General features: G+C 44.4%; 11 protein-coding genes. 1 reads left to right on the top strand and 10 read right to left on the bottom strand.

Annotated features, from left to right (window positions below; translation table 11 throughout):
- Positions 1 to 98 precede the first annotated feature (98 nt).
- Together H8B19_RS02995 and H8B19_RS02990 are read right to left on the bottom strand one after the other, a co-directional pair.
- Entirely contained in the window at positions 99 to 887 is a 789-nt protein-coding gene (locus H8B19_RS02995; protein ID WP_186505303.1) for a CPBP family intramembrane glutamic endopeptidase, read from the bottom strand.
- Between the two features lie 26 nt (positions 888 to 913).
- Positions 914 to 2,191: a diguanylate cyclase gene (locus H8B19_RS02990; protein ID WP_186505302.1), complete on the bottom strand. Its 1,278-nt coding sequence runs from the start codon at positions 2,189 to 2,191 to the stop codon at positions 914 to 916.
- A 205-nt stretch (positions 2,192 to 2,396) separates the two neighbouring features.
- Between H8B19_RS02990 and H8B19_RS02985 the strand changes: the two genes are divergently transcribed.
- Positions 2,397 to 3,134: a dienelactone hydrolase family protein gene (locus H8B19_RS02985; RefSeq protein ID WP_186505301.1), complete on the top strand. Its 738-nt coding sequence runs from the start codon at positions 2,397 to 2,399 to the stop codon at positions 3,132 to 3,134.
- Positions 3,135 to 3,188: 54 nt separating this feature from the next.
- Here H8B19_RS02985 and phoU read toward each other — a convergent pair whose 3' ends face one another.
- From phoU to H8B19_RS19105, 8 genes are all read right to left on the bottom strand, one after another.
- Positions 3,189 to 3,905: a phosphate signaling complex protein PhoU gene (gene phoU / locus H8B19_RS02980; protein ID WP_186505300.1), complete on the bottom strand. Its 717-nt coding sequence runs from the start codon at positions 3,903 to 3,905 to the stop codon at positions 3,189 to 3,191.
- Positions 3,906 to 3,965: 60 nt separating this feature from the next.
- Positions 3,966 to 4,784, bottom strand: a complete 819-nt coding sequence (gene pstB / locus H8B19_RS02975) for a phosphate ABC transporter ATP-binding protein PstB (RefSeq protein WP_186505299.1) — start codon at positions 4,782 to 4,784, stop codon at positions 3,966 to 3,968.
- A 16-nt stretch (positions 4,785 to 4,800) separates the two neighbouring features.
- Positions 4,801 to 6,450, bottom strand: coding sequence for a phosphate ABC transporter permease PstA (gene pstA, locus H8B19_RS02970; RefSeq protein WP_186505298.1), 1,650 nt, complete (start codon positions 6,448 to 6,450; stop codon positions 4,801 to 4,803).
- A gap of 12 nt (positions 6,451 to 6,462) precedes the next feature.
- On the bottom strand, positions 6,463 to 8,703 hold the full coding sequence (locus H8B19_RS02965) for an ABC transporter permease subunit (protein WP_186505297.1): 2,241 nt from the start codon (positions 8,701 to 8,703) through the stop codon (positions 6,463 to 6,465).
- Between the two features lie 207 nt (positions 8,704 to 8,910).
- Positions 8,911 to 9,549 (bottom strand): RpiB/LacA/LacB family sugar-phosphate isomerase, encoded by a 639-nt coding sequence (locus H8B19_RS02960; RefSeq protein ID WP_186505296.1) that lies wholly within the window; start codon positions 9,547 to 9,549, stop codon positions 8,911 to 8,913.
- Between the two features lie 190 nt (positions 9,550 to 9,739).
- A complete protein-coding gene (locus H8B19_RS02955) occupies positions 9,740 to 10,705 on the bottom strand; it encodes a PstS family phosphate ABC transporter substrate-binding protein (protein WP_186505295.1) in 966 nt (321 codons plus the stop codon).
- 175 nt (positions 10,706 to 10,880) lie between these two features.
- A complete protein-coding gene (phoR, locus tag H8B19_RS02950; RefSeq protein ID WP_186505294.1) occupies positions 10,881 to 12,191 on the bottom strand; it encodes a phosphate regulon sensor histidine kinase PhoR in 1,311 nt (436 codons plus the stop codon).
- Positions 12,188 to 12,322, bottom strand: coding sequence for a hypothetical protein (locus H8B19_RS19105; RefSeq protein WP_277816371.1), 135 nt, complete (start codon positions 12,320 to 12,322; stop codon positions 12,188 to 12,190). Before H8B19_RS19105 ends, phoR begins: the two co-directional genes overlap by 4 nt.
- Positions 12,323 to 12,430 lie beyond the last annotated feature (108 nt).

Here is a 12,430-nt window from a genome sequence, read left to right as displayed (position 1 = left end):
CCTTATTTGACTAAAAGATACTGTTTAAATGTACAGTATTTTTTGGGCCGGGTGAAGAGGCATTGGCGTTTATTTTGAAAAGGGATTGTGGTGACTGGTTAGGTGGCGTTAGCTTTGTTTGTAATCAATCTTTCAACAGCGACTATGGCTAATATCAGCAACATAACATGGATGAATAAACCTAAAGTGTTGGTGGCTACTAAAGCAGACTGGCCGGAAAGATTAAAATCCCAGATACCCGTTGCGTAGCCTGTCTTTAAGCTAAAAAAACTCTGAACCCAGTTAAGACCAAAATGTAAACCTGTTGCCATGACAAGATTGTTATAATGCAAAACCATAATGGCAAAAAAGATGCCCCAAACGCCTGGTCCAAGTAAATTCATCGGATCTAAACCATGATAAAAAGCAAAGGCGACTGACGTGCTATAAATGGCTATTCGTGTGCCAAAGACGTTTTGCAGATAAAACAGAGGCAGGGCACGAAAGGCGATTTCCTCCATTACCGATAGTGCCATTAAGATAAGTGCTGAATAACCAATGGCATTAGCGTAATCAATATTGTCAGCCCAATTTACTGATATTGGCGTGAGTAATGTCATTATTGCGAGTATGCAGGCAGATATCAATGCACCTAAAAGTGAGCCTGAAATAAGTGCCTTTGGGGCATTGGCAGGCCAGCTGAGCCCTATGGAACGCATGCCTCTTTCACGCTTATGTGTAAGCCAGCAGGTCAGTAAAAGCAATAATACAATGGTGATGAGACTGGTCACTAAATCGCGGTATTCTGCGGCAACAGGCAGTAATATTAGCCCACTGAAATGCAAATATAGGGTTAACACCCCCCAGAATACAGCAACTTTACTAACGATAATTTGATGTTTTTCCATTGCAAAGTTGCTTCCTTACTTGGCTATTATTCCTGAAATTTTACACAGTTCCGGCCACTTTGCTTGGCGTTATATAATGCAGCATCTGCGCGGAACAACCATTCGTCGAAGAATTCTTCACCTTTCCAGTCTGCCACACCAAAACTGCAACTAATGTTGATCTTATCTGATGCGGCTTTGACCGAATGCACTGCATTACGTAAGCGCTCTGCAATACCGATAGCATCTTCAATGGCGGTTTCAGGTGTGATAACCACAAACTCATCCCCACCCAGACGGCCAAAAATATCGATTTCACGCAATTCAGCCTTACATACATTAACGATGTCTTTAATGGTCTTATCACCTGAACCGTGACCACAGGTATCATTTATGGTTTTAAAGTGGTCAATATCAAAAATGATTACCGCAAGTGGCTTTTTATTGCGTTGTACCCGTTTAATTTCACGTTTGGCACAATCAATCAAATAGCGACGGCTACAAATACCGGTTAAAGAGTCGGTATTGGCCATGACTTTAAAGTCCTCTTTCATTTTTACAATGTCGGTTATATCGGTTGATATTCCAACAAAGGCATAAACTTCGTTATGTTTAAACAAGGGGATTTTTACTGACCAGTAGTGGCGTACATGGCCATCTTCATCAAAGAAGTTTTCCTCGCCATACATTTTTTCGCCGCTTTGCACCACTTGTCTGTCGAGTACGTCAAAGTTTTCCGCGACTTCTTTAGGTAAAATGTCGCTGCCTTGTTTACCGATGATTTCGTCCACAGGAAGTGCAAATAACTGACATACATTGGAATTGGCGTATAGAAAACGACAATCCTTATCTTTCATGTAAATGTATGAATCGGAATTATCCAGTACAGTATTAAGTAACACTTGTTGGTCACGCAATGCCTGTTCCATCTTACGTCGCTCAGTGATATCCGTAGAAATACCACTTAGGCCAATAATATTGCCCTGTTGATCATAAAGAGGGGATTTCACTGTCCAGAAGGTCATTAACTCGTCGGATTTACCCACCCGGTTAACTTCTTCCCCTTCAATTTTCTTCCCCTGTTGCAGAACTTTTTGATCATGAATGGCCAGCTGGTTATATTTTTCCAGATCAAAAAACTCATCGTCTTTTTTACCCAGAATCTGCTCAAGGGGAACACCAAATAGTTCACATACCTTTTGGTTGGCGTAGGTATAGCGCCCCTGTATGTCTTTGGTAAAAACGTAGGCCCCAACATGATCTAATGTGGCGTGTAGTTGCAATAACTGTGACTGTATGGCGTCCGCATGTGTCTTATCAGGCACGTTATCGATTCCTCGGCGGTTGTCTTTTTGAACAGATAGAGAGGTTTTTTTAGCTATTTCCCGCTTAACTGTTGTTATTTTTATGCAGGTTAACCGTTTGTTAATCAGAGGCATTCTACTGAATGCGTTGACATTAGCCAATTGCTTATTTTAGCCGGCTAAGGATAATGCGCTGTTGGTCACAGATTTCACACAGGAGACAGGCATGTTAATTCAGTCACAGATTAGCGATATTGACACCCCAAGCGGTTTAATGCGTACTCAAATTGTACGCCCTCAACAAGAAGGCAAATTTCCCACCATTATTTTTTATTCAGAAATATTTCAATTAACTGCCCCCATTGTACGTAGTGCGCAAATTCTTGCAGGACATGGTTTTGTGGTGTTGTTGCCTGAAGTGTTTCACGAGTTAAATCCGTACGGTACAGTGCTGGCTTACGATGATGAGGGCAAGGATAAAGGTAATGCGGATAAATTCGCCAAACCACTGGAGCAACACGATTCAGATACCCAGGCCATGATCAACTTTGTGCAACAGCAAGGTTATTGTAATGGTGAAGTGGGGGCAATGGGCGTATGTATTGGCGGTCATCTTGCCTTTAGGGCGGCACTGAATCCGGCAATCAAAGCGGCATTTTGTTTATACGCGACCGATATTCACTCCAATACACTGCCCTGTGAAGGTGGCAATGATTCCTTATCGCGTTGTGGTGATATAAAGGGCGAGTTAGTAATGGTGTTTGGAAAACAGGATCCACATGTGCCAGCTGAAGGCCGAACGTTAGTGAGAGCCGGGCTGGAAAAACAGCAAGTTAACTTTAGCTGGCATGAAGTGAATGCAGTACACGCCTTTATGCGTGACGAAGGTGACAGATACGATGCAGCGCTGGCCTTACGATGCTATCAAATGGCAGTGGAGTTATTTCATAACAATCTGCATTAATCACATTAAAAAGCCGCATTTACGCGGCTTTTTGTTATTTTTTAAATTGAAAACTCAGCGGTTGCCCAGAATATCTTTTTCAATTTGCTCGCGGGTAATATGGCGAACATCCTTACCTTTCACAAAATAAATCACATATTCGCAGATATTCTGACAGCGATCGCCAATACGTTCTAAAGAACGCGCCGACCACAATACATCCATAATTTTGGGAATAGAGCGGGGATCTTCCATCATATAGGTCATGAGCTGGCGGGTAAGTGCTTCGTACTCACGATCCACTTTCTGATCATCTTTGTGAATTTCAAATGCGGCATCCACATCCATACGCGCGAAGGCATCTAAGGTATCGTGCAGCATTTTTAAGACCTGACGCCCCATATTATCCAGACTCAGTAAAAATTCCTGCTGCGCACCACTGAAGCTTTTTAATGCCACCTTGGCAATGCGTCCGGCTTCATCTCCGATTCGTTCCAGATCACTGATGGCTTTGGCTATTGCCAGAATAAGACGCAAATCACTGGCCGCAGGCTGACGTTTGGCAATAATTTTAGTGCACTCTTCGTCAATCGATACTTCCAGCAGATTAATTTTAAAGTCGCTGGTCAGAACTTCCTGGGCCAATTCCTCATCGGTATTTTCCACCGCATTCAGTGCATTGGTGAGCTGTTGTTCAACCATGCCACCCATCTTCATCACATGATTGCGCAAGTTCTCCAGTTCTTCATTAAACTGACCAGATATGTGCTTGTTTAAATTCATGCTTTCCATTGACGGGATCCTGATAATTAACCTGTTGGTTTACTTTATATTTTACCTTGAAGCTGCTTATTATCCATAGCGGCCGGTAATATAGTCTTCAGTTTGTTTTTTCGACGGTGTGGTAAACAGTGAGTTGGTATCTGAATATTCAATGAGTTCACCCATGTACATAAAGGCTGTCTGGTCTGAGACCCGCGCGGCTTGTTGCATGTTATGGGTAACGATAACCACAGTGTACTGTTCTTTTAGTGAGGTGATCAGCTCTTCAACGGTTAGTGTTGAAATAGGATCCAGTGCTGATGTGGGTTCATCCAGTAACAGAACCTGAGGTTCGATAGCGATGGCACGGGCAATCACCAAACGTTGCTGCTGACCACCAGACAGACCAAAGGCACTATCATTGAGTCGATCTTTTACTTCTTTCCACAACGCAGCAGCACGTAATGCTTTTTCAGCCGCCTCATCCAAAACGCGTTTATCTTTGATGCCTTGCAGGCGCAAACCATAAATCACGTTTTCATAAATAGACTTAGGGAAAGGGTTCGGACGCTGGAAAACCATGCCTATATTACGACGCAGTGCGGCGACATCGACCGATTTGGCGTAAATATTTTTTTGTTTGAGCAGGACTTCGCCATCGATACGGCAATCATCAACCAGATCATTCATGCGGTTAATACAGCGCAGCAGAGTGGACTTACCACAACCACTGGGGCCGATAAATGCGGTGACCTGATTTTTCGGGATGCGCATGGTGATATCAAACAGAGCCTGTTTATCAGCGTAATACAGATTGAGTTGATTAATACTCAGCTCGGTGTCTTCCTCTGGCAAATTGGCCAGATCGACGCGCTGAACATCCCGAAGCTGTGTTTCAATAGAAATCATAGTCGTACTCAAATTATTAATTTTCTAACGAACGGAATTTTTCGCGCAAATGATTGCGGATACCGATCGCGGTAATATTTAACCCGACAATGACCGCCACCAGCAGAAAAGCAGTGGCGAAAACCAGCGGGCGTGCGGCTTCGACATTAGGGCTCTGGAAGCCCACATCATAAATGTGAAAGCCTAAATGCATAAATTTCCTGTCCAGATGGAAAAATGGAAAATTACCATCCAGTGGTAACATGGGGGCAGATTTTACCACACCCACTAACATCAGCGGGGCGACTTCACCGGCCGCACGTGCGACGGCTAAAATTAGCCCTGTCATAATTGCCGGGCTGGCCATAGGGATCACAATGCGCCACAGGGTCTCAGCTTTGGTTGCACCCAGAGCTAAACTGCCCTGACGCAATGACATGGGGATCCGCGATAATCCTTCCTCTGTGGATACAATCACCACGGGTAAGGTTAAAATCGCCAGAGTAATGGCTGACCACAATACCCCCGGTGTCCCAAAAGTGGGGCCAGGTAGTGCTTCCGGATAAAACAGTTCATCAATTGAACCACCGAGAATATAGACAAAAAAGCCAAGGCCAAACACGCCATAAACAATTGATGGCACACCGGCTAAATTAATGACTGCAATACGCAGCATTTTAGTCACAGGCCCTTTCTGAGCGTACTCATGCAGATAAATTGCTGCGATGACCCCAAACGGTGTAACGATCACTGCCATCAGCATAACCATAAATACCGTGCCAAAAATGGCCGGGAACACCCCACCTTCAGTATTGGCTTCACGTGGGTCCTGCGATACAAATTTGCCGATTTGACGCAGGAAGTGCCAGATTTTTTCGGCAATATTCATATCGTTAGGTTGCGTAACATCCAGCACCTGATTAAGCGGCAGGGTGATTTTCTCGCCACGCATATCAGTTACAACCACAGCGTCACGTTCGGTTTTATCCCGGATCGCAAATAACGCTTTTTCCAGTATCTGATACTGCGCTTGTAGCTGTTCTTTTTGTGCATCAAGACTAGCAATGGCAGCGTCAGTTAACTTGTCGTTTATTTCCAGTGAACGGCGTTTTAAGCGCAGTTGTTCCAGTTGATAGTTGATACTGCCAATTTCATCATTTTGTAAATCTATGGCCTGTTCATTAAGGTCATTGGCACGCTCAATTAACTGATGCAGTTGTTCGGTCTTGTCGCCGCTAACAGGCTCGCCTTGCTGCAATACTTCGGTGATATAACCGTAAAAATTACCATTTTTACTACGCTCAAACATGGCGAGGCCAGCGGGCTGACTGCGCGACACGATATCTGATTCCAGTACCCAGCGAAAATCCAGATCAACGTATTCGCGGTTGCCTGTTTTGATCAGTTCACGGCTGATAAATTCGCCTTTGTGGCCGCGTAAATCGATGCCCTGATCACTCAGACGTCTGGCCGGTATCGATTCAGTATCATAAATTTCGCCAATCAGGGTCTGACTTTCACCATTGGCCTGCAAAACGTCAAATTGGTAAATGCTGGATGGCCAGAAATACACAAGACCACGCCAGGCAATCATCAGCAATAACCCCAGCACGGCAATTAAGCTGATGCTGACCGCACCTGCTGTCATCCATATCCAGGGAGAACCTGATTTAAACCAGTTATTCATATTGCCGTTATCCTACAAATCGCTGTATTTTTCACGCAGTCGCTGACGTACAAATTCAGCCACAGTGTTAAATAAAAAGGTGAAGATAAACAGTACAAAAGCTGCCAAAAACAAAATGCGGTAATGCGAGCTGCCTACCTCAGATTCGGGCATTTCCACTGCAATATTGGCCGACAGTGTGCGCATGCCTTCAAATATGTTCCAGTCCATAATCGGTGTATTACCGGTGGCCATCAAGACAATCATGGTTTCACCAACGGCACGGCCCAGGCCCATCATCACGGCAGAAAAAATACCGGGACTGGCCGTTAGCAATACCACACGGGTCAGGGTTTGCCACGGGGTGGCACCCAACGCCAGTGAACCATTGGAAAGCTGTTTTGGCACGCTGAAAATCGCATCTTCAGCAATGGAGAAAATGGTTGGAATAACGGCAAAGCCCATTGCTATGCCCACAACCAGTGAGTTGCGCTGGTCAAAACCAATGCCGAGTTCATTGGTTAAAAAAGCACGTGTATCCCCATCAAAGAACCATATTTCCAGCTCAGGACTAAGTGCAAACGAAATATAGGCACAGACTAAAACCACAGGAATCAGTAATACCGCATCCCAGCCATCGCGAAATGACAAACGTATTTTTTCCGGGGTAAAGGTCCAGACGTAAGCCGCAGTCACTATGCCTACAGGGGTTAACAGCAGAAACATCAGTACGCCTGGCAGGTTGTTTTCGATCACCGGAGCCAGCCATAAGCCCGCTAAAAAGCCCAGAATCACCGTCGGCAGGGCTTCCATTATTTCAATGGTGGGTTTAACTGTCTGACGCATGCCCGGAGACATAAAATAAGCAGTGTAGATGGCAGCCGCCAGAGCGATTGGTACGGCAAATAACATCGCATAAAAAGCGGCTTTTATGGTACCAAAAGAAATAGGTACCAGACTGAATTTGGATTCAAATTCATCATCAGCTGAGGTGGATTGCCATACATAGTCTGGCTCGGGATAACCTTCATACCAGACTTTTTGCCATAGAGCTTTCCAGGTGACTTCTGGATGTTCGTTGTCAACTTTAAATAAATGGAAACTATCGTCAGTTTGTGTCAGCAGTGCATTGGAGCGCGGTGCAACACTCATATGTTCAATACTGCCTTGCTGAATACGGTCATTAAACAGCTCAGCATCACTTGTGGTGAAATAAATGCCGACAGTGGCATCATTGCTCAGGGTAAAAAAGCTTTTGCGGTAAAACTCAGGCACAATCTGACTAACGCTATGCTGATTATCAAACTCGCGAGCCTTGACAAACTGCCGGCCTGCTTCTGTGCGAATTTCAAACCACTGGCTAATGATGCCATTGTCGTTACCTATCATGATAGAGCTGGCGCCCGACAGCAGGCTCATGGTGGTGACGCTGGCATCGTCTGCGTTCACATCCATGTCCTGAATTAAGCTGATATCGGTTAAATCACGGATGTTGTAGATAAACAGGTGGTTGCCAGACAGCACAAACATATATGCCAGATTACTGGATAAACGGATTTGGCTTATGGGGTGCGGAATCGCTTCTATCTCGGTGATATCGCTGCTCCATTCGATTTCACCTGTCATAAAGTTTTCTTCGCTGCTGAGGCTGTTTATCAGTAAGCGGTTATCATCTGTGGCCGCAACCAGATATAAGCTGTCCATGTTTTTTTCAACTGCCAGTTGCGTTAAAGCATGGCCTTGCGTATCCATTTCAACCGGTGTTTGACCGGTAACATAGTTAATGTCGGCCGATATGTGGCGAATGTTATTGGGAAATGAAGTAGTGAATTTAGGGCTGACTACCAGGGCACTGCCATTTTCAAATCCATAGGCGTACAGCTTTCTGGCTGCCATAGATTGTGCAAATGTGCTGACCCTGTGATCATCAAGCAGTTTAATCGACGCTATTTCCTGTCCGGCGGTTTGGTTTTTAGTGTTATCGGTTTGTACATAGAAAAAGCGAGCAGTACTGCTATCGTCAAACAAATAAGCAATTTCGACTTGTTCTTCCACTCCAATAGCCAGTGTTTGTGCCTGATGAGGGATATTGAAACTGGTTTGATTGTGTATTTCTGCTGAGCGGAAAATGGGGGCTACCACATAAAGAAGATAGAAAAAGATTAACAGCAATGCAGCTAAAACCAGTAATCCACCCAAGGTCACGCCATAACGGGCGATTTTGTCTTTTATTTTTCTGGACTTGTTACTGCTTAACGTCAACTCGGATGACATCGGTAAACCTTTGCATTGCTTCAACTTTTGCGCTCGCGCAATTATATGAACTATTTATGACAAGTCTATGACAAGAGGAAAATTTGAGCGCGGGTGTTGTACGGAGAAAGCAGCTTCAGAGTGGATTTAACACGGGAAACGTTGACACAAACAAGGTAGAAAAAAATGGCAGAAGATGGTGCTTCTGCCGGTTTTCGATGCTATCGGTCAGGCGTTTATCATGCTGCGAACATAGTCTTTTAAATCACCTTCTTCACCCTTTTCCAGAATGCAGGCCTGAAAGCGTTTTCCGCCAACCGCGGTTTTAACCAACTCCTGGTCCAGCGCCTTTAGACCGGTTAATACATCTTTAGTCAGTGCAGTTTTTACCTGATTTAAAATGCCGGCGTTTTGTACCTGAGATGCTTTGCGCTCGGGGGGATATCCCTGCCCGGTAACACCGGTAAATGCTTTTTCAAAAATATAACGAATGTTCAGTTCGGCTCCCCAGCCATAACCTTTTGCGAAGGGCAGGGATAGCGCGTTGCCATTATTAATTTGTGCAAATAAATAAGCATCGGCCGGATCAATGCAGTAACCACATACAACGCCAGGATGTGCGTTTAACGACATTAACGCACCCTGACCGGTACCGCAGCCCGCCACAACAAAATCTACTGCTTTGGTATTCAGTAGTAAGCTGGCAATTATGCCTAAATGGATGTAAGTCAGGCGATGATCATTGTCGTCATTCATACCGACATTAAACACACTATGACCCTGTTCATCGGCCACTGCTTGCAGTTCGTTTAATACCGCGCCATTTTTGCCTGCCTGACTAAACTCATTCATCAATGCAATTTTCATGGTTTTACTCCCGGATATTCCAAACACGCATTATACGAAAATGGCTGGTGGCAGGCAGCAACAGCCTCAGATATCTGTTTTTTTATTCTTATTTGGATATTTTTAAGCAAGGGACTGAAAGCCTGGCGTGCGAATAATGTGTCAGCTAATAAAAAGGGCTCACTGTTGAGCCCTGGTATGGAATGGTGTTTTAAAGTCCCAGCTTTTTGTGTTCCAGTGCAACGACTCGGGTTGGCAATGGTACATAACCATCTTTTTCGACAATTTTTTGCCCGGTTTCTGACAGGATCATTTTCATAAACTCTGCTTCTTTGGGCGCCAGTGGTTTATTGGGATGTTTATTCACGTAAATATACAAAAAGCGCGACAGGGGATACTTACCTACAACGGCGTTATCCGTGGTGGCTTCTACATAATCATTGCCTTTTTTGGCCAGTGGTACCGCTTTTACACCAGAGGTTTTATAACCAATACCTGAATAACCAAGCGCATTTAATGACGCTGACACTGATTGCACCACAGAAGCTGAGCCGGGTTGTTCATTAACCGAATTTTTAAAATCTCCCTTGCACAGTGCGCGACTTTTAAAATAGCCATAGGTACCAGATACCGAATTACGGCCAAACAGCTGAACATCTTTATCTGCCCAGGTACCGGTTAACCCCAGTTCTCCCCAGCGTTCAATCGGTTTGTCTGAACCGCATTTTAAGGTAGAGGAAAAAATGGCATCAACCTGACGCAGGTTTAATCCTTTAATGGGATTGTCTTTATGCGCAAATACTGCCAGAGCGTCAATGGCGACTCTGATTTCAGTGGGCTTGTAGCCAAAATGTCGTTCAAAGGCTTCGATTTCCTTGGACTTCATTGGGCGGCTCATCGGGCCAAAATTAGAGGTGCCTTCGGTTAAGGCTGGGGGAGCGGTTGACGAGCCTGCAGCCTGAATCTGAAAATTGACGTTAGGGTAGGTGCGTTTGAACTCTTCCGCCCAGAACGTCATTAAGTTGGCCAGTGTATCGGAACCTACAGACGATAAACTTCCGGAAACACCTGACACTTTTTTGTAGGCGGGTAATCCGCTTTCCAACGCCATTAGCGGGCTTGATAACCCACTTAAAATCGTCAGACATACTGCGCTAATCAATGTGTTAAGTTTCATTAGGGGACTCCATAGAAGGCCAGACCTGTGTCAGAACCCTGACTGTCTTAGCTGATACTATAGCGATTTAATGACACATTCATTACAAAAATGAACTTTTTGTTGCAATAATATGACAAAAATAACGTTCGCTATCCTTTTGATAACTATAGTAAAAAATCTGTAAAATACAGGCTTAACTGGCCTTTTGATCTTTTTCAGGGATCATATTGTTAGGCAATGTAAAACTAAATGTACTGCCTTTACCCACCTGACTGCTCACTTTTAATCCCGAGTAATGGCGTGCCAATACGTGTTTGACGATGGACAATCCTAATCCGCTGCCGCCGGTTTTTCGTGAACGCGCTTTATCCACCCGGTAAAAGCGTTCTGTGATACGCGCCAGATGTTTTTGAGAAATGCCCTCACCGTTGTCGCTTACCGAAAACAGTGCGCCTTCTTTGGTACGTTTCCAGCTTACGGCAATCGTACCGCCATCGGGGGTGTAATGAATGGCATTAAATATCAGATTTGACATCGCGCTGCGCAATTCGGTTTCGCTGCCATATACAATCAAGTCATTATCGATATCAAAACTAATCTGGTGACCTTTCACTGCATTTAATGAACTGGTTTCACTTTGCACCACACTAAGCATGCTGGCAACGTTGACTGTTTGTTTAAAGACTTCCTCACCGCCGGATTCAATTTTCGATAACACCAGTAACTGTTCTACCAGATCACGCATACGCACGGTTTGCTGACTCATTTCATCAATGGCTTTTTTTATCATGGCCGGTGGCGTGTGTTCCGGTTCTTCCATCATTTCCAGATAACCCAACATCACGGTCAGTGGAGTGCGTAACTCGTGTGAAACATTGGCAACAAAGTCCTGACGCATATTTTCCAGCTGCTTCAATTTGGTAACATCCCGCGCGATAAACAGCATTTGCTCGGCATAAGGGATAATACGAATCTCTAAAAGTGACTGGGGATTTAATGGTGACGTAATAATTATCGGTTCTTTAAAATCGCCTTTTTTCTGATATTGCTCGAAATTAGGATTGCGGATCAGGTTATTGAGTCGCTGACCTACATCAGAATTTTTAATGCCGAGTAACTGATGCGCCAGTTTGTTTGACCAAATGATGGTGTTTTCATGATCAAAAACAATGGTGGCATCAGGTAACGCCTGCGCACCTTCGCGGAAACGCTTAATTAAATCACCTAATTGCCGACGGCGTTTACGATTGGCCTTTTGTTGTTTATAGATACCATCAAAAATGGTTGCCCAGGCCCCATTCGCTACGGGAGGTGTAAGGCTTCGCGTGCGCCATAACCATACAAATAACTGCCATTGGTGGTAATAATGCCAGCCGACCAGCCAGGTAAGCGCAATGACCATGGATAATAAAAAGTGATCGGTCAGATAGCCAATAATTACCCAGGGTAATAAAAACAACACCAGATTTTTAAGCGGTGTTCGCCAGGAGTAGTTGTCAATCATGATACAAAGTTAAAACAGACATTTTGCGCATACTCTAGCGTAATTTTTTCAACTTGGGCGAGAAACTTGGCGGCATAAGCTGCTTTTTTAAAAAATGCATTCGCTTTAACCACATTTAATAAAATTGTCATAAAACTGCCTTATTATCGTGCTCCGTTTAAGTCTGGCGTTGTGTCGGGCTGTGAATTTAGGGTTTATGTATGAGGCTTTTCAAAGCATTTTCCGTTGCCTGTATCTCA

It is taken from the genome of Neptunicella marina (assembly GCF_014270035.1).
GTDB classification, from domain to species: Bacteria; Pseudomonadota; Gammaproteobacteria; order Enterobacterales; family Alteromonadaceae; genus Neptunicella; species Neptunicella marina.
The sequence above is the reverse complement of the archived record's forward strand: the minus strand, read 5'-3'. Positions and strand labels throughout refer to the sequence as shown.

What these genes read in the sequence shown, in the direction of transcription:
- phoU (WP_186505300.1), bottom strand. Translation starts at nt 3,905, where the DNA reads ATGGAAAGCATGAATTTAAACAAGCACATATCTGGTCAGTTTAATGAA.
- H8B19_RS02995 (WP_186505303.1), bottom strand. Translation starts at nt 887, where the DNA reads ATGGAAAAACATCAAATTATCGTTAGTAAAGTTGCTGTATTCTGGGGG.
- H8B19_RS02985 (WP_186505301.1), top strand. Translation starts at nt 2,397, where the DNA reads ATGTTAATTCAGTCACAGATTAGCGATATTGACACCCCAAGCGGTTTA.
- phoR (WP_186505294.1), bottom strand. Translation starts at nt 12,191, where the DNA reads ATGATTGACAACTACTCCTGGCGAACACCGCTTAAAAATCTGGTGTTG.
- pstA (WP_186505298.1), bottom strand. Translation starts at nt 6,450, where the DNA reads ATGAATAACTGGTTTAAATCAGGTTCTCCCTGGATATGGATGACAGCA.
- H8B19_RS02955 (WP_186505295.1), bottom strand. Translation starts at nt 10,705, where the DNA reads ATGAAACTTAACACATTGATTAGCGCAGTATGTCTGACGATTTTAAGT.
- H8B19_RS02960 (WP_186505296.1), bottom strand. Translation starts at nt 9,549, where the DNA reads ATGAAAATTGCATTGATGAATGAGTTTAGTCAGGCAGGCAAAAATGGC.
- pstB (WP_186505299.1), bottom strand. Translation starts at nt 4,784, where the DNA reads ATGATTTCTATTGAAACACAGCTTCGGGATGTTCAGCGCGTCGATCTG.
- H8B19_RS02965 (WP_186505297.1), bottom strand. Translation starts at nt 8,703, where the DNA reads ATGTCATCCGAGTTGACGTTAAGCAGTAACAAGTCCAGAAAAATAAAA.
- H8B19_RS19105 (WP_277816371.1), bottom strand. Translation starts at nt 12,322, where the DNA reads ATGACAATTTTATTAAATGTGGTTAAAGCGAATGCATTTTTTAAAAAA.